Here is a 16,721-nt window from a genome sequence, read left to right as displayed (position 1 = left end):
CTGGCTCAAACTAAGCTTTTACAAATTATGCGGATGCAACGAATGAACTAATGACTAAGCACTGTTAATGCTCTCAGTCAGAAGATTAATACAACACCATTACCTGTACGCCAATCAGATACTAAAAAAAAGCTGAAATTTCTCAAAGGTTCCTATTATTTAACTTAACAAATTTTAATAAATATGGCTTCAACATCGTATCAGAATGTGTAAAGGCACAATGATGTTAAAACTTAAATCATAAAAAGTTATAAGGATTTAAAGTCTTTATAGACTCTCCTTGATTACAACGATGTAAAGTTTTTTAACATCTGCTGAATATCCTTCTCATAAATAAAATTTAGTTGTTAACTGGGAGATAGTTTGAATCGCTTTTGAACCAGTATCACGATTAAGGGTTGTGTTTGAAGATGCCGCTTTTATTGATCTGTAGTGAAGTCGCTCTAATGAGGAAGTTGAAACCGTAATTAGAACTGCACCTTTACCTTATTAAGAGGAGTAGCTAGCAGCGATAGCGATCGCAAAGCCAAACTGATCAGCGATGTCGGTTCAAATTTACCCACATCCATCAAGGCTCCTGTTGCTGGTTCTAGTGTAAGCAGCACTAGCAAACGCTTCTTGATTAAAGCAGTCAAAAGTGCAGCTAAGATCCCTACCCGTCTGGGCAAGCTTGAATATGTAGTTAACTACAACCAACTGTCTGGGCAAATGCAAAACATTCATAGAACGGGCGGCAAAATCATCAGTATCACTGAAGTTGCTTAGATTTGTCTAAGTAGAGATGAAAAAGGGACTGGGTGCTGAAGACTGGGGGGAAAAACTCCTAACTCAGCACCCCTGAATGCGGTTGTGGTCAAGGAGGCTAGCATATAGACTGAGAGAATAACTACTTAACCAAGATATCTCTTGGATTGTAAGCTACTTTTTAAGATCACTTTTTTAATGGAAATTACTGAATTCTTTGAACTTTCAATTGGACAATGGCGATCGCAGCGTAGCGGTCATCATTTAGCATTCGCCCACTTTGAACAAGTGCTGTCTACGATAGACATTGAGTCTCTATCCCTCAATGATCCGGCGGTGGTAGCAATCTGTGAATTGTATGAGACTGACCCCGTCAGTATCACCCACCCCTTTCGGATGACTTGGGAAGGTGAGTCAGACTGGGACGATAAACTAATCTCTGGTAGTACTGTGCTGGTGCCAATTCCCAATGTCGAAAATCGTTCTAGAGGCAAACTCCTGCGGGATCAGGGATACGCCGAAACAATCCCAGCAGTGGCTAAATATCACTTGAGTGAAGATGGTATTTTTACCCTACTGACAGAGTATGAACTCGCTGCTGCTGAAGAGCGAATTTGGTTTGCTAACCCAAATCTCCGATTTCGAGTAGCGACGATTAAAACCAGTGATGGTAAAGGTGTGACAACAGCTTCCTTTTCTTCAGAGATTCGCTCTTTATCAAGTTCAACCAGTTAGCAATATCAGGTTAAAACATAAAAGGAATCATCTACTTTTGTCACTCCTGAGGTTGAATATGACGATAGCGCCCAGTGAATCTAGCAACAACGCTAGCGATTTGCTCACTTTAGCTTGTTGGATGGCAGGAGATTTTAGCAACTACAAGCAATCTTTTGCAAATCCGCAACTTTACGCCCACATTCGCATTTTTTTTCGTCCTTTACCGATTGAATTTTTTTCTGCGATCGGTTTTTATTCAGAACAAGTATATGACCACGATTTATGGACACCCTATCGCCAGGGAGTACATAGATTAGTGGATTGGGGCGATCGCATCTATATCGAAAATTACAGCTTGAAAGACCCTATGCTTTATGCAGGTGCTGCTCGTGAATTAGATATCCTCAAAACCATCACCCCAGAGAACATCGAACGGCGTCATCACTGTTCAATGGTTTTCCAGCGAAAAGGTGAAATGTTTCGAGGCAGTGTGGAACCGGGTAATCAATGTCTGATTAAGCGCAATGGATGCCAGACATATCTTATCAGCGAAGTAGAAGTAACTGAGCGTACTTGGTTAAGTCTAGATAAAGGTATGGATATTGAAACCCATGAGCAAATATGGGGATCAACTGCTGGCCCTTTGCGATTTGAAAAACGGGAAAGTTTTGCTGATGAATTACATGCGATGAGCGCATTATGTTGATTCAGCTTGAGTCTGTTAAAACTAACATGTTACCTCCACTGGCTGAAAAAAAAATGCGCTGCTGGATTCGCAGTCGCCACTTGATTTGTTCGGGTAACTTTTTTATATTCGAGACATTGGAATATACAACGATTGAGAGATTCTCTGAATGTGTAGCTTCTTTAGGAGGGACAGTAATATGCGTTGACCCGATTAATAAAATTTGGATGGGCGATCATCGCCAAGTAATTTTATATCAGGCAAAAGCCAGTTTACATACGCCTCATCACACTTTGAAACAATACTGGATAAAATACGGTGGTTTCTACAGTAGATTTGATGAGCGTGTTTGAGAGTTACTATCTTGCGGAAATGCTTCTCACAGGTGTCTATACTAAAATTCAAAATTAAGTTTTGAATTTTAAATACTCCCTAAGGGGGTTGACGGCTAATTGTTAATGTTTAATTGCTAATTGTTTACTATGATTAGCTGTTACTTATTAACAGTTAGCCGTCTAAGTTTGTTAGAAAATGTAACTAAAACACTCCCCAAAACTTGATAAATTAATCCTGACTGTAAAGGGAATTAAGATTTATTAGTGCTTGTATCGATTACCTATGAGGTTGCTCCAGAAGAATTTGCTCAAGCCCCAAGTCTTACCAAGCTTGGTTTTGTGCAGTTTTACAAAGAATTGGTATTAGTTGTACCACGTAACCACTAACAAATACTTAGTTCCCATTACCTTTAAAATATAGATTTTTAGCAAACGTCCTCAAAACCATTAGTCACTCCTACCCACACTAACCAAGTATGCAAATCTTCTTAGACGAAGAAACCAGACGCCGCCAATATCAAGCATTTCCCCAAACAGAACCCCTTGAACTGTGGACTACTGCTTCAGTTGAAGACATTGAAGTTGTAATTCGGGCAGTTTATCGGCAAGTGTTGGGTAATGCCTATATTATGGAAAGTGAGCGGCTCATTGTTCCAGAATCCCAACTCAAGCAAGGTATAATCGATGTCCGTGAGTTTGTGCGTCAAGTTGCTAAATCAGAGTTGTATCGTTCCAGATTTTTTGATAAAGTTTACCGCTACCGGGCGATTGAACTGAACTTCAAGCACCTGCTGGGTCGCGCTCCCGATGACTACTCCGAGACGAAACATCACAGCAACATTCTAGATGAGAAGGGTTTTGAGGCGGATATTGATTCTTATGTGGATAGCGACGAGTATCTAGATGCCTTTGGGGATAACATAGTGCCATATTACCGGGGTTATAAAACTCAAACGGGCAAAAAGATATTGGAATTTACCAATATGCTGCAACTGGTGCGGAGCAATTCTAGCAGTGACAAAAATCTAGCATCGAATAATGAACCTCAGCTGGTGCGATCGCTAATTACCAACACTCCTTATGGTAGACAGAAACCCACGGATGTTAGTGCAATACTTGCTGAAGTATTCAAGCGCAAGCCAGAAACTGCTCCTCCAGTTAATCCGTTTATTGCAGCTCAGACAGCAGCTGAACAAGGCTTGCGGCAAAAGATTAAAGAGCAAGAAAGCCAGATTGCAACTTTGCAACAACAACTAGCTGACTTACGACCGTTTGCCAGCATTGGTACAACAAAATTCACTAGTAGTTCGCAGTCTTCCAATTCTGTGAGCAGCACAAAGGAATATACATCTTTGCAACAGCAAGCTGACGCCCAAGAAAAACAGATTGCAGCTTTACAAGAGCAAGTCGCTGATGCCCGACGGTCTGCCACAATTGGAGAAGCCCGATTGAATAAGTGGCGCAGTCGCGTTTTTAACGGCTAATTTCTCTACTGTTTAACTTTGTCGGGTGCGTTACGCCAAAGGCTAACGCACCGCTTTTGCAACAAACGCTTTAGCAAAAGTTAAAAACCTTAGCGTAGTTTACCGCACTTCTCTACGAGACGCTGCGCTTCCGCTTGCTTCCCCGTAAGGGTACGACAGGCTCAGTGACCACCGTAGGCATCGCATGAGATAATTCTAAAAAGTGCGATCGCTTGAGCAAAACTGAGAAACTTTTTCAGCGATCGCATGAGATGATTATAGTTGTGCTAAAAGAGCGTAGTTTACCAGCGTAGGCATCGCATGAGATAATCCTACAAATTCCGTAGACGCTGCCTCGGCTTGTCGCCAGACATCGCTTGGCTCTTACTTGATATCGTCGCAGAGATGGCGATCGCTCTGGATTGGTACTGATTCAGTTTTCCCAGGAGTTTATTGACAGATTTTTCGGAAGCTGTAGTTGTGAAAATTACAATTGATACCGCTCCCGTTACGACTAATACCGCTCCCGTCACGACTAATACCACTCCCGTCACGACTAATACCGCTCCCGTCACGATTGATACCGCTCCCGTCACGACTAATACCACTCCCATCACGATTGATACCACTCCCATCACGATTGATACCACTCCCATCACGATTGATATCGCTCCCATCACGATTGATATCGCTCCCATCACGATTGATATCGCTCCCGTCACGGCTGATACCGCTCCCGTCACGACTGAGATGGTTAACGTTACACCATTTCACAAAATATCTGATACAGTAAGCAATATAGTTCAGTTAAGTCGACAAAGGTGGGTCTTCTTGCTGAAGACAGCGAAATAATAACATCAGCAAATTGTATACACAAGTCTGAAATAGCTGATTAACCAGGGTTTTACCCCACCCTAACCCTCCCCTTGTCAAGGGGAGGAACAAGATTTCTTATTTCCCCCCAATACATCGGGGGGATTAAGGGGGTAATTTCACTTGTGTATACACCGTAGGCAAGCGAGGAGGGGAGTTAAAACGTAGCTTTGGCTCTTTGCTTTAAAATCAATGACAAGTGTCTATTCTACAAAAAATGTTTACAATTTCAACTTTTCACCGCGAATCGAATAATCTAACAACTCCATCGGGTGAATAACTGACATCTTCTTACCTTGCAACTGCAAATGCTTCGTAATTTGCAAAGTACACCCCGGATTAGCAGAAGCAATTAACTCAGCATCAGTATTCAACAAATTTTGCACTTTTTGCCGACCCAATTCTTCAGAAACTTCCGGTTGCAGCATATTATAAACCCCGGCACTGCCACAACACAAAGCCGCGTCTATTGGTTCTCTCAACTTTACCCCTGGAATTTGCCGCAATACCTGACGTGGTTGCACGCTAATTTTTTGTCCATGCAATAAATGACAAGCATCTTGATAAACTAAATTCAAGGGTCTATCAGTCAGTGGTGAAAGTTTCGCTGTTAAACCAACTGTTGCTAAAAACTCTTGAGCATCTTTAACTTTACCCGCAAAATCCTTCGCCTTTTCCCGATATTCTGGGTCATCTTCTAAAATGTGACCGTATTCCTTCAAAGTATGACCACAACCAGCAGCATTGATAATCACGAAATCTACATCAGTATTAACAAAACTATCAATCATCTGCCTTGCTAAAGCTTTCGCCTGTTCTGTTTGTCCTTGGTGTTCGGGAAGCGCTGCACAACAACCTTGAGATTTAGGAATCACAACTTCACAACCATTCGCTGTTAAAACCCGCACCGTTGCTTCATTCACTGGGGAGAAAAACAGCCGTTGCACGCAACCCAAAATCATCCCGACTCTGTAGCGCTTCTCACCTTGAGCGCGAATAGTAGTAGGCAAATTATCTTGAAAAGATTTGAGAGTAATTTCTGGCAGAATTGATTCCATTGCTGCCAAACGGGGCGATATTTTATTGAGTAACCCTGTAGCGCGAAAAAATTTAGCAAAACCCAATTTCTGATAAACCAACAACGGAACTAGTAAAACCCGTAAAAGGTTGGGATAGGGAAACAGAGAAAATATCACCTGACGAAAAAATTGGTCTGGCAAACTGCGGGGATAATTCCGTTCAACTTGATGACGAGTTGCAGAAATTAACTTATCATACTGCACACCAGAAGGACAAGTACTCACACAAGCAAGACAGCCCAAACAAGAATCAAAATGTTCTACAGTTGCCGTATTTAGAGCAATCTCACCCTCATTAATTGCATCTATTAAATAGACGCGTCCTCTAGGAGAATCCATCTCCTTACCCAGCACCCGATAACTGGGACAAGTCGAGAGACAAAATCCACAATGTACACAACTATCAATCAACTTCGGGTCAGGCGGATGATTCTCATCAAACCCCTTCAAATTCTTTAAACTAGCCGTGTTATTAACAGAATTTTCAGAAACTTGCATAATTATTTTTCTCCCCTCTCTATCTCAGCGCCCTCAGCGTCTCTGCGGTTAATTTCTTAAATCCCACCCACAAACCGACCAGGACTTAAAATATTCTTACTATCAAACTGTTCTTTAATCCGACGCATCAGCGGCAAAGCATTCCCCGTATAGCCCCAAACATCTATTTGTTCTTTAACCGCCACTGGTGCTTCCAGAATTGTTAAAAAACCTCTATAAGCTTGAGTGCGATCGCTTCCAGCGGAGCGTAGCTCATCACGCACTTTCAAAACCTGATTTTTACCCTCTAATTGTAACAAACCTAAACCACTACCAATGTGAATTAAACCTAACTCTACCTGAGTCAAAATCTCTACGGCAGCAGTAGGTAACACTCCTATTTTGCAGGTAATTACAGATTCTGTGGCAGTATAATGTATTCGTTCTTGCAATCTCTGCCATAGACTAGCCTCATCACCATCTACATAAATTGCTCCATCTAAGCCCAACTTTTGCCCTACTTCCAAAACTCGGTTTGACTGTTCTTTAACACTCTCACTAATACTTTGAAAGCGAGCTATTAATCCCAGTCCTTCACCCAAACCTAAGCTGGACACCAGTTTAGTTGATAGCAAATCAGCTTGGACTGGTGTTAACGCCGAACCTCGAAGGATATCAGCTGCTTGGGATACAGCCTCCGCCGTACCAGTTAGTACTACCGTCCCCGATGCCTCAGCTAGCGGATACACGCGAAAAGTTAGTTGACTAATAAAGCCTAATGTGCCATATGACCCAGTAAGTAACTTCATCAAGTCATATCCGGCAACATTTTTAACTACTCTTCCTCCAGCTTTAGCGACTTGTCCATCAGCACGGACAAAGGTAATACCTAGTAACTGGTCGCGCACACTACCATAACGTTGCCGCAGAGAACCTGTATCACCTGTAGCAACAATACCGCCAATGGTTGCTAAGTGTGGTGCAGTGGGGTCAAGGGCAAGAAATTGCCGCGACTTTGCCAAAAGTGCTTGGAGATCAGAGAATTTCATCCCAGCTTCTACCGTGATTGTCAAATCACCAACAGCGTGTTCAATCAGTTGGTTGATCCGCTCTGTACTGACTACAACATTAATGTCCTTGACTAAACCACCCCAGTTGATTTTACTACTATTACCGCAGGGGAGGACGCGCCAGTTGTTACTGTGAGCTGTGGCAATGACTGCTGCTAGCTGTTGTTCGCTGCGGGGATAAATGATACAACTGGGAGGATTTCCAGAAGCTATAGCCTGTTGGATACGTTTTTGCTGACCTAGTTCGATGTTTTCCCAAAGGCAAACAGCATTTTCTTCGCCGACGATAGATGCAAAATAAGAAGCGTAGACGCCTTGCGGCTTGTCGTTAGACATCGCTTTGATTCAGTATTATTTTTTTACGCCCTACATCTAATTTACTGGCTAACCTGACTAAAAAAGCGCATTGCCATTAATACATGGTGGCTAATTTAGTTGCCAGTTGTGTTTCCATAGGTCTTTTTTATCAGCGGTTGGAAGTTTAATCTCTCAGGTTGATGACTTTTGCGAGGGTGGCATTGGAAACAAACACCCCTCAATATTCCTTGGGTACAGCGATTCCCCATAACCCAATACACTTGGGTTATGGCTAAAATTCTGTTATCAAAGTCAATTTTTTAACGAACCGCCGAGGCGCAGAGAACGCAGAGAGAAGAAAGAAATGCTTAACCTAAGCGTATTGCCTCATAAACCACTAATAGAGAACTTTTTCACCTCTCCGTAGGGTAGACGCTGCTGCTGGTGGCGTTCTGAATCTCTTTTGACAAATTCAGCTGCCAGTTCCAAAGCGATCGCTTCAGCATCACTACTAATCACATGTGCTTTTTGTTCAGGATAAATTACTGTTGTCATAAATGAGCGTGAAACAAATACGGGGATTCTTCTGATGTCTTCACCTAGAGATTCCCCGTATTTGTAGAGTTGTACCACCAACTCAAAATTCATTATGCAGCTTACGCTCATCCTTCAGCTACAGATTGCTTTATCTGTTGCATTCCTCTTGCTGGTTATATGCATTATCAAGATTTGGCTTCAGAGGAAAGCTTTGGAACAGTACCGAAAATCCACAGAACTATTTAAGCAGTCTGTACAATACCAAGAATCTATAGAGCTTTTCAGACAAGCTATAAATGAGTATGAATTACTACTTAAAGAACATGGGATAGATACATCAAAACCAAAAGCTAAAGTTCCGCAGCAATCAGTATCGCTACCACCTTTGCAATTCAAAGTAACTCAAGAGGAAATAGACATTAACAACAAATATCTGCACAGTGAATTAATTGCTCTAACCAACAACGTAAAGACAGCTAATCAATTACTGGTAAAACAGCGCCAATTGTACCCAGGTAAATCTGAGAACTGGCTTTTAAAACAAGTTATTAGTGACTTGAAGCTCAAAAAACCACAGGAACAACTACGTTCAAAAACACCACAAATACAAACAGAAGTTTCTCTATTTCCACCGTCAGATACGCCATTACCAGACCTCAAAAAAATGAAGAGGCAGCCTAGTAAACCAAAAGGAGTATCCAAAAATAATCCATTGTACAAAGAACTTCTTAATTTAATCAGTGGCAATGAAGAAATTGCCAATCGGTTGATTACACATCAACAAGAATTAAACCCAGATAAATTAGAGAACTGGATTTTGGAAAAAGTTGTTGGCAACATAAAACGTGATCGGCGTGTTTAACGAACCTAAGCGATCGCCCGCGATCAAATCTCTAGTTAGCAAAATGAAGCGCTTGAGGTTTATCAAGACTAAAATCCTGACTACAAATTTTAATTTCTTTACACTTAGTACAACACGGCGTAAATAAAGCAACAATTTAAAAACCCTAAAAAGCCCATTCCGTAATACTTTTGACTTTTGACTTTTAACTTTTGACTTCCGCCTTGCGGTACTAGCTACTTAGCATTTTTAAAATTTTAAGCCAAAACCACTGCTGGTTGCTGCCAGCGTCCCACCGCCTTACCAATCACTGATAATTCTTGCATCAAGTTATCGAAACGGTCTGGTGTCAGAGATTGGGGCCCATCAGATAAGGCTTTGGCAGGGTTGGGGTGAACCTCTATCATCAGGGAATCGGTGCCAGCTGCGATCGCAGCCATTGCCATTGAAGGCACAAACTCAGACCAACCTACGCCGTGACTGGGGTCAATCATAATTGGCAGGTGAGTCAGCTTTCGCAACACTGGTACTACCGATAAATCCAGCGTATTTCGCGTATACTGGCGGTCAAAGGTGCGTATTCCCCTTTCACACAAGATTACATTCGGATTGCCAGATGCCAAAACATACTCGGCTGCCATCAACCAATCTTCAATAGTAGCCGCCATTCCCCGCTTCAAGAGAACTGGTTTCGCCTGCGCTCCCACTTTTTTGAGCAAAGAGAAATTCTGCATATTTCTCGCCCCCACCTGGATCACGTCAGCAATTTCGGCAATTTTATCCAGGTCAGCCGCATCCATCACTTCTGTAATAATACCTAGTCCACTCACTTCCCGCGCCCTCGCCAACAAATCCAAAGCACTCTCGCCATGTCCTTGGAAGGCATAGGGTGAAGTCCGAGGTTTGTATGCCCCGCCGCGCAAAAACTTGGCTCCAGCCGTTTTGACACGCCGCGCTGTCTCCACAATCATTTCTTCATTTTCTACGGAGCAGGGGCCGGCAACCACTACCAAGGGGTGGTGTTCACCAAATACCACTGCTCCATTAGGAGTATTAACTACCACTTCTGAAGCTTCGTCGTGACGGTACTGGCGACTTGCTCGTTTGTAAGGTTGCTCTACCCGTAACACCTGCTCAATCCAAGGGTTAAGTTCTTGAATTTGTAGTGGATCTAAGTTGGCGGTTTCACCTACTAAACCAATAACTACTTTGTGTTGACCAATAATTTTTTCTGGAGTTAGCCCCCAGCTAGTTAGTTCCTGATCAATGCGGTTTATTTCCGCCTCTGGGGAACCACTTTTCATTACTATAATCATGTGAAAATTCCTGATTAATTGAGTAAATTTTTCTGTAAATGGGCTAACTTTATTATTGCCTATTGCCCTAATTAGGAATAGTTAAAAAGAAAATTTATTTACAAAATATACCGCTCAGTCATTAGCTTGACGCTCAATAAGTGATTTTACTGATAAAAAGTGGATATGGGGTATAAAATTATATAATAATTTTTATTAGTAATGTTGAAGTTATAAAATTTCAACTTCAACATTCACCGGTTCGGCACTTCCTTCTCCCTACAGCCCTTCCCTAACGGGACGCCTTGCGGCGAACGGGCATCCTACGGCAGGCACTAGCCCTCCCTTTGGGAGAAGGGGAGACGCTGCGCGTAGCTTCCCCGGAGGGGTACAAGTCGGGAAACCCGCCCAACGGAGTGCCTCACTTTTTTATTTACCCAATACCGTAGTTATCTAATACCTGAGCGCCGTTCATTATGAGTTTTTTTGCCGAGTTTCGCGCCAAACTGCGACCATTCGTCCCCAGTTGGTGTTGAACTCACCCAAACCCAGCAGACTTCCGACTCTTTCTTCATCCCAAGAGGCAGAGAGAACGCCATAAGTTATCCCTAAGACTCCCAAACCAAATAATCCCATATTCACCAATAACACGGCGATGGGAGCTAGTTGGATGTGGGAGTAGATAGCAAGCAGATAGCTGACAACCAAGGTAGTAATGCCCAAAGCTGTTGGTACACCACAGAACACAGCTACCCGGCGAATCATCCGCTGGCTAACTACTTGGGGAATAGCCATCTCTTCTTTGGTGTAACGCCGTTTTGTATCAGCTTGTTTGCCAGACTCCTCTGGCTGTGCTGCCGGTTTACTTTGAGTTTTTGCGGGTTTTTGGCGCTTTTTGTTTGGTTCAAAGGGCAAGCGGCTGCGTTCAGATTCTTCAGCAGACATAAGCGGTAGTCCCTATCCACGAATACCGAGGCGAGCAATCAAAGCTTGATACTTTTCTCGGCTTTCCTGGGATATATAGGCTAGAAGACGCTTGCGCTGACCAATTAGCTTCAATAGTCCCCGCCGGGAAGAATGGTCTTTTTTATTTGCCTGGAGATGTTCGCTGAGGCGGTTGATGCGCTCAGTTAGCATGGCAACTTGGACATCGGCCGAACCAGTGTCGGTTTCGTGAACTTGGTAGTTGGAAATTATTTCTTGTTTCCGCAGTTGCGTCAGAGCCATGATCGATTCAATTTCTAGTTTTTCTAAATGTATGCAGCAGTCTCCCATAATATCACAGCCCTCAAGCTGGATGTGGAATCATCTTTGCTGCTACATGTTGCACTCTAAAAGACTAAGTAAGTCAGGAGCCAGACTCCAGTCTCATCTGGTAGTAGAGGCAGTGAGTATAATCCATAACTAATTGTATTTGCAGTTGCGATCGCTTCACAATGCAATACCTGCGGCAATCTTACTATTGCGATTTTCACAGGAATTTATAGGCGTTGTTGCAAGAGTTGATATAAGAGGCGATCGCCAATTGTGCGATTGCAGATTATTCAACATGGGCATTTTTTTACTTGGATTACTCGTGAACGGAGTTCAAAGACTCGCCCACGAGTATAAAAGACTCGTGAACGGAGTTATTGTATCGTTTTAAATCTTCTGTTGAACCGTAACTAAATTCTGTAGCAAAGAAGTGGCGGACTTTATAGCCCCAGCTATAGTTACCGGGATACTCATTAACTGGCATTAATTCAATTGCATTAACTCCCAATTCAACCAGATAATCTAACTTGGTAATTATCCCTAAATATTTGCCTCGTTTGTCAAGGTCAACCTCATCACCAGTAAAATCTGCAACGTGCATTTCATATATAACTAATTCCCGATTGTCAGGCAACGGTTTCTCGTCATGTTGCCAAACGTAAGTATCAATAATGCGTTGCCCATGTTTAATCTGCACCATGCTAAATTTTTCTGTCTCGTTAACATCTGTTGCATTAGGGTCAATAACATCTACCCATTCCTCAACTGCAAAATTTGGGCTTTTGCTTTGAATGCGAAATTTATATTGATAAATGCCGTCTTCCAGTTTGACTTTAGTGCAGAAATAACCATCTTCACTTTTTCCCATTGGGATTTATTTCCACTCAGAAAAAGACCCAATTAAAGCTGCTCCTTTGTGACGAGGAGTAAACAACGTAAATTCAATTAAACTTCCCATTTCCCTTTTTTAAATATATCTTCCTGTAAGTACTCAGTGTCACCAGATATGATAATAAAAACTTATTCACTTCCTCAGACATTTCGAGATTTTACTTACTTTAAAATGAGCATACATCTATCTTTAGTTAGTCTTGCTTAAAAAGAAATATTTTAATTTTAAATTTACTTCGTCGTGAATTTTTTATAAGATAGAAGACTTATTTTCTGTTGCTTCAATAAATCCTTCAAACTGACCATTAGGTGTCCATTGAATAGCTCCATCTCGTCCTGTAAAAAAGAGTTTGGTTTGGGTTTGGTTAAGTTCAGATAAAGCTTTTAGATCAAAGTTACCAAAAGAAGCGATCGCTACTTCTGGTTTTAGAGCAATAACTAAATCTTTTAATGACTGAGGGGCACACCACAGCACTTGTGGATGAGGCAAACTTCCATTTTTAACTAGTTTTTGTATCCCTTTAGACTTGATATTACCTACTAATAACCAATTCTGATCTAAAATTTGCAATCGTAATATGGGTAATTGCTCGTTGATTAATTGTGCCACTATTGAACCAGTTTCCACAGTTTGACCAACTGCCAGCGGTTGGTAAGCTCCTTGATACTTTTGTAATTCTTGTTGAATTGCCTGAGTTGCAAGAAAATTTTCTGGCTTAGGGGAATATTCAGAAAAATTTTTGATTGGTAAACGTTGTAGTAATTCCAACCAAGCATTACTTTCATTGCCTTGGAAATCAGTTGCGATCGCCCAATTGATTTGATTTACACCCTGTTGTTGTAAAAACGGTAGGATTGTGAAACGTCCTGTCCCTTCATCGCCACTATTAATTACAGTTACAGTACCTCTATCTTGAACAACTACAATTGGTTCTGTACCAGATTCTAATACCGTTATCCGAAACAATGTATTTGTAGAATGCCAAAGGGGGATAAATACTAAAGCAATCGCAATCACATTAGCAAACCACCACCGCCGCTGCCACCAAGGGACTAACCAAACCAGTATAATCAATACATAAATCGCCAGTAGCTGCCAAGTAGAGATGCTGCCTACAGCAACAGAATTTCCTGGCAACTTGCTAAAAAATTCCACTAGTTTAATTAGCCAATCAGTAGGGTAATGCAACACTCCAGCCAGAAAGGTTCCTGCTTCAGTCCAAATTAAAGCTACTAAGGCACTAATGATTCCACCTATACTAATGATCGAAATTAATGGAGTACTAACCACATTCAGTAACAAACTATAAGATGGTACAACTCCAAATACAAAAAGTTGTACAGGTAAAGTCCAAAGAGTTGCAGCTAGAGGAACGGCAATTAAAGCAGCGATCGCAGGTGGTAGCCATGCTAGGCGGTTGACTAATGTAGGTACTGTTACGACTAATCCCAGTGTTGCTAAAAAACTCAATTGAAAACCTAAATCCCAAATCCATAGAGGATTAAATACTAATAACAGAGTTGCTGCTAATAACAGCGAACCCAGCTGTTTTACCTTTCTTTTTAATAGCAAACCAATTAATGCCGCAAAACCCATAATTACGGCTCTGAGTACCGCAGGTTGAAAACCTGTTAAACTCAGAAAAATGATTAAAGCGAAAAAGCCAAGGGTAAATTGCGTTGCTTTTTTTGCCCGCCTAGTTAACTGTAATATCACACTCAAAATTAAGGAAGTTTGGAACCCGGAGGCTGCTAAAGCATGAGCTAATCCTGCTTGTACAAATAAGTCGCGGATATCGTAGGGTAAATCAACAGCTTTGCTACCTAAAACCATTGCACTGACAAGAGGCCCTTCTGGGATACCTAACCAACGAACTTGCGATCGCACAATTCGCTCCCGAATTTGCCACCATCCCCATTTACGTTCCTGATCTAAAACATTTATTTGTCGCCCAATCAAACCAGCAAACGTTCCTTCTTGCTTGAGAAACTTCTGAAAGTCGAAACCACCAGGATTGGAAGCCGCCTTTGGTTTGTACAAAATTCCAGTCACAGCAATCTGCTGACTAGGGTATAATCCAGTAGCCTGAAGTATAGGCACTGTCACATACAATTTGCCAGTTACCCCTTTTGAGACACCTGCTGAACCTTTTTCATTTTTGACTTCATCTAACTGAGTCGCTTCCAGCCAAAATTGTCCTCGCTGACTGCGAGTCAAGCGGGGATTACTCGCTACTTCGCCACGAACAATCACAAGTTGTTCTTGATTACTGCTATTTCCAGGCGGGACGAACTGACTAATATCTTTTGCACCCGGTTGCGGCACTCGCCATTGAAAATATAGAGTTGCCAATAATCCCACTAAGCCAGCAGCTAGCCATATTCGAGCATGGGGAGTAGTTTGCCAAGTGTTGTTAAGCACTGCCTTATTTTTGCCTCCAGCATTTTCTAGTTTCTGAGCAAGTTGCCGTGAAGTGGTGCGTCTTCTAAAAAAAATTGCTCCCACTATCCCCAGAACCAAAATCCACACACCACCCCAAGGAACTGCTGTAAACAGCAACCCAAAAATGTAGCCAAGACAAATAATTACACCACTAGTTTGAATCATAAGATTTTTTGTAAAAGCATCTGACAACTCGAATTTGCAGCTAACTTAAAAATAGCTAGGGTAGCAATAGAGAAAAATCGGTGTTGCTGAATTTGGCTATGAAATTCAGAAATAAAATATTCCAAACTCTTATTATCTGCGCCTGGAGCGCCTACCGAAGTTTTGAGCGGCTTTCGTCGCTCAAACTTCTCTCTGCGTGAGCTTTTCATCTCTTTAATCAGCAACTCCGAAAAATTTTTATGCTTGTGGTGAAGTATAGTCCATCAAGTTTATACGAACAAAGCCCGCATAGGCGGGCCTTATCTTTGTAGCCTTAATGTTCTAGACTCAAGATTTAATGGTATTTCTGACTTTTAGTAATCGCGACATCATAAAGATATACCTAGCTTAAACCTCAGCGCAGCATGGAGAAACAGAACACAAAGTGGTACGCTAACCAAATATGCAATTGTTCCTAGCGGACTTAGTTCATGTAGCCGCACCCTTTAGGATGTCGGGCTTCCTGTTGAACTCACAGTATCTTTGAGCAACGGAAAACCCAACTTCTCCCTTTGCTCAACATATAAATGAGCTACCTTCCTAGCCAAATGCCGAATCCTGGCAATATATCGAGTTCTCTCCGTCACCGAAATCACACCTCTAGCATCCAGCAGATTGAACGTGTGCGAACACTTCATTACATAATCTAAGCTAGGCAAGACCAATCCTCGCTCCGTCAATTGGGTAGCTTCCTGCTCATACAAATTAAATAGTGTCAGTAGCAATTCAGGATTTGACGCTTCAAAGTTGTAGATACACTGTTCAATCTCTCCCTGGAGGTAAACATCACCATAAGTAATGTTGTCTGTCCAATGAATCTTAGTAATTGCCTCTACTTCCTGGAGGTACATCACCAATCGCTCTAACCCGTATGTAATCTCAATCGACACAGGACGGCAATCTATTCCCCCACACTGTTGGAAGTAGGTAAATTGAGTAATTTCCATCCCATCTAACCATACTTCCCACCCAGTGCCCCAAGCTCCTACCGTCGCATCTTCCCAATTATCCTCTACAAACCGAATATCGTGGTCTTCAGGACGAATACCTAAAACCCTTAATGAATCAAGATAAATCTCTTGGATATTATCTGGCGACGGCTTAATCAGAACTTGGTACTGATAATACTGTTGGAAGCGGTTGGGGTTTTCGCCGTACCGCCCATCAGTCGGGCGACGACACGGTTCAACGTAGGCAACAGCCCACGGTTCCGGTCCCAATGCTCTTAAAAATGTTTGAGGATTCTTAGTACCTGCCCCCTTCTCAATGTCATAGGGTTGGGCAATCAAGCAACCGCGATCGCCCCAAAACTCATGCAATAAACTTATTACCGACTGAAAATTCACGCTTCACCCTTCCTTACTCAGCACAGTGCATAAACCATTGTTGCCTACAACCCGGCACTGTGGGCAGTTTCAGGGGACTCAAAAGTAGTCCAAAATATTTTTGGAAAAATAGTTGACAAGCTTAAGGAGGTTCGCTATATTGAATAAGTGCCTGAAGCAAAGAGCTAAAT

At 42.1% G+C, this 16,721-nt stretch carries 18 protein-coding genes and 1 pseudogene; 7 read left to right on the top strand and 12 right to left on the bottom strand.

Annotated features, from left to right (window positions below; translation table 11 throughout):
• Positions 1-467: 467 nt before the first annotated feature.
• Positions 468-635 (bottom strand): hypothetical protein, encoded by a 168-nt coding sequence (locus tag V7K40_RS27760; protein ID WP_334965588.1) that lies wholly within the window; start codon positions 633-635, stop codon positions 468-470.
• On the opposite strand from V7K40_RS27760, the gene V7K40_RS27755 reads away from it, so the two are divergent.
• From V7K40_RS27755 to V7K40_RS27730, 6 genes are all read left to right on the top strand, one after another.
• Positions 619-765 (top strand): phycobilisome linker polypeptide, encoded by a 147-nt coding sequence (locus V7K40_RS27755; protein WP_334965484.1) that lies wholly within the window; start codon positions 619-621, stop codon positions 763-765. The two genes, V7K40_RS27760 and V7K40_RS27755, sit on opposite strands and share 17 nt — an antisense overlap.
• Positions 766-942: 177 nt before the next feature.
• Complete coding sequence (locus V7K40_RS27750) at positions 943-1,479, top strand: phycobiliprotein lyase (protein WP_334965482.1); 537 nt, start codon at positions 943-945, stop codon at positions 1,477-1,479.
• 58 nt (positions 1,480-1,537) lie between these two features.
• The gene (locus tag V7K40_RS27745) at positions 1,538-2,167 is read left to right on the top strand and encodes a chromophore lyase CpcT/CpeT (RefSeq protein WP_334965480.1); all 630 of its coding nucleotides are present in this window, start codon (positions 1,538-1,540) and stop codon (positions 2,165-2,167) included.
• A complete protein-coding gene (locus V7K40_RS27740) occupies positions 2,161-2,499 on the top strand; it encodes a CpeR family transcriptional regulator (protein WP_334965478.1) in 339 nt (112 codons plus the stop codon). The genes V7K40_RS27745 and V7K40_RS27740 overlap by 7 nt, the downstream gene beginning before the upstream one ends.
• 246 nt (positions 2,500-2,745) lie before the next feature.
• Positions 2,746-2,868: a hypothetical protein gene (locus tag V7K40_RS27735; RefSeq protein WP_334965477.1), complete on the top strand. Its 123-nt coding sequence runs from the start codon at positions 2,746-2,748 to the stop codon at positions 2,866-2,868.
• Between the two features lie 89 nt (positions 2,869-2,957).
• On the top strand, positions 2,958-3,965 hold the full coding sequence (locus V7K40_RS27730) for a phycobilisome rod-core linker polypeptide (protein WP_334965475.1): 1,008 nt from the start codon (positions 2,958-2,960) through the stop codon (positions 3,963-3,965).
• A 311-nt stretch (positions 3,966-4,276) separates the two neighbouring features.
• Here V7K40_RS27730 and V7K40_RS27725 read toward each other — a convergent pair whose 3' ends face one another.
• The 4 genes from V7K40_RS27725 to V7K40_RS27710 all read right to left on the bottom strand — a co-directional run bounded on the left by V7K40_RS27725 (position 4,277) and on the right by V7K40_RS27710 (position 8,388).
• Positions 4,277-4,642, bottom strand: a complete 366-nt coding sequence (locus V7K40_RS27725; RefSeq protein ID WP_334965473.1) for a hypothetical protein — start codon at positions 4,640-4,642, stop codon at positions 4,277-4,279.
• 396 nt (positions 4,643-5,038) lie between these two features.
• Positions 5,039-6,394 (bottom strand): heterodisulfide reductase-related iron-sulfur binding cluster, encoded by a 1,356-nt coding sequence (locus tag V7K40_RS27720; protein ID WP_334965472.1) that lies wholly within the window; start codon positions 6,392-6,394, stop codon positions 5,039-5,041.
• A gap of 56 nt (positions 6,395-6,450) precedes the next feature.
• Positions 6,451-7,779, bottom strand: a complete 1,329-nt coding sequence (locus V7K40_RS27715) for an FAD-binding oxidoreductase (RefSeq protein WP_334965470.1) — start codon at positions 7,777-7,779, stop codon at positions 6,451-6,453.
• 348 nt (positions 7,780-8,127) lie between these two features.
• A complete protein-coding gene (locus V7K40_RS27710; protein ID WP_334965469.1) occupies positions 8,128-8,388 on the bottom strand; it encodes a hypothetical protein in 261 nt (86 codons plus the stop codon).
• A gap of 1 nt (position 8,389) precedes the next feature.
• Between V7K40_RS27710 and V7K40_RS27705 the strand changes: the two genes are divergently transcribed.
• Positions 8,390-9,139 carry a hypothetical protein gene (locus tag V7K40_RS27705; protein ID WP_334965467.1) on the top strand — a complete coding sequence of 250 codons (750 nt, stop codon included), beginning with the start codon at positions 8,390-8,392 and terminating at the stop codon, positions 9,137-9,139.
• 236 nt (positions 9,140-9,375) lie between these two features.
• Here V7K40_RS27705 and aroF read toward each other — a convergent pair whose 3' ends face one another.
• From aroF to glyQ, 7 genes and pseudogenes are all read right to left on the bottom strand, one after another.
• Positions 9,376-10,434 carry a 3-deoxy-7-phosphoheptulonate synthase gene (gene aroF / locus V7K40_RS27700; RefSeq protein ID WP_334965465.1) on the bottom strand — a complete coding sequence of 353 codons (1,059 nt, stop codon included), beginning with the start codon at positions 10,432-10,434 and terminating at the stop codon, positions 9,376-9,378.
• Between the two features lie 453 nt (positions 10,435-10,887).
• Positions 10,888-11,358 (bottom strand): PAM68 family protein, encoded by a 471-nt coding sequence (locus V7K40_RS27695; protein WP_334965463.1) that lies wholly within the window; start codon positions 11,356-11,358, stop codon positions 10,888-10,890.
• A 12-nt stretch (positions 11,359-11,370) separates the two neighbouring features.
• A complete protein-coding gene (gene rpsO, locus V7K40_RS27690; protein WP_041565894.1) occupies positions 11,371-11,640 on the bottom strand; it encodes a 30S ribosomal protein S15 in 270 nt (89 codons plus the stop codon).
• 343 nt (positions 11,641-11,983) lie between these two features.
• Positions 11,984-12,625 (bottom strand): annotated as a pseudogene (locus tag V7K40_RS27685) (alpha-amylase family glycosyl hydrolase).
• 183 nt (positions 12,626-12,808) lie between these two features.
• Positions 12,809-15,166: a ComEC/Rec2 family competence protein gene (locus V7K40_RS27680; RefSeq protein ID WP_334965461.1), complete on the bottom strand. Its 2,358-nt coding sequence runs from the start codon at positions 15,164-15,166 to the stop codon at positions 12,809-12,811.
• Entirely contained in the window at positions 15,163-15,375 is a 213-nt protein-coding gene (locus V7K40_RS27675; protein WP_334965459.1) for a hypothetical protein, read from the bottom strand. Before V7K40_RS27675 ends, V7K40_RS27680 begins: the two co-directional genes overlap by 4 nt.
• 276 nt (positions 15,376-15,651) lie before the next feature.
• The gene (gene glyQ / locus V7K40_RS27670) at positions 15,652-16,551 is read right to left on the bottom strand and encodes a glycine--tRNA ligase subunit alpha (protein ID WP_334965457.1); all 900 of its coding nucleotides are present in this window, start codon (positions 16,549-16,551) and stop codon (positions 15,652-15,654) included.
• Between the last annotated feature and the right edge of the window lie 170 nt (positions 16,552-16,721).

The sequence above is a fragment of the Nostoc sp. genome, assembly GCF_036917195.1.
Lineage (GTDB): Bacteria > Cyanobacteriota > Cyanobacteriia > Cyanobacteriales > Nostocaceae > Nostoc.
This window is presented reverse-complemented; position numbering and strand designations above follow the sequence as displayed.

Coding starts and splice junctions, on each gene's coding strand:
- V7K40_RS27750 (WP_334965482.1), top strand. CDS start 943: ATGGAAATTACTGAATTCTTTGAACTTTCAATTGGACAATGGCGATCG.
- V7K40_RS27745 (WP_334965480.1), top strand. CDS start 1,538: ATGACGATAGCGCCCAGTGAATCTAGCAACAACGCTAGCGATTTGCTC.
- V7K40_RS27740 (WP_334965478.1), top strand. CDS start 2,161: ATGTTGATTCAGCTTGAGTCTGTTAAAACTAACATGTTACCTCCACTG.
- V7K40_RS27730 (WP_334965475.1), top strand. CDS start 2,958: ATGCAAATCTTCTTAGACGAAGAAACCAGACGCCGCCAATATCAAGCA.
- V7K40_RS27725 (WP_334965473.1), bottom strand. CDS start 4,642: ATGGGAGCGATATCAATCGTGATGGGAGCGATATCAATCGTGATGGGA.
- V7K40_RS27720 (WP_334965472.1), bottom strand. CDS start 6,394: ATGCAAGTTTCTGAAAATTCTGTTAATAACACGGCTAGTTTAAAGAAT.
- V7K40_RS27715 (WP_334965470.1), bottom strand. CDS start 7,779: ATGTCTAACGACAAGCCGCAAGGCGTCTACGCTTCTTATTTTGCATCT.
- V7K40_RS27710 (WP_334965469.1), bottom strand. CDS start 8,388: ATGAATTTTGAGTTGGTGGTACAACTCTACAAATACGGGGAATCTCTA.
- V7K40_RS27705 (WP_334965467.1), top strand. CDS start 8,390: ATGCAGCTTACGCTCATCCTTCAGCTACAGATTGCTTTATCTGTTGCA.
- aroF (WP_334965465.1), bottom strand. CDS start 10,434: ATGATTATAGTAATGAAAAGTGGTTCCCCAGAGGCGGAAATAAACCGC.
- V7K40_RS27695 (WP_334965463.1), bottom strand. CDS start 11,358: ATGTCTGCTGAAGAATCTGAACGCAGCCGCTTGCCCTTTGAACCAAAC.
- rpsO (WP_041565894.1), bottom strand. CDS start 11,640: ATGGCTCTGACGCAACTGCGGAAACAAGAAATAATTTCCAACTACCAA.
- V7K40_RS27680 (WP_334965461.1), bottom strand. CDS start 15,166: ATGATTCAAACTAGTGGTGTAATTATTTGTCTTGGCTACATTTTTGGG.
- V7K40_RS27675 (WP_334965459.1), bottom strand. CDS start 15,375: ATGAAAAGCTCACGCAGAGAGAAGTTTGAGCGACGAAAGCCGCTCAAA.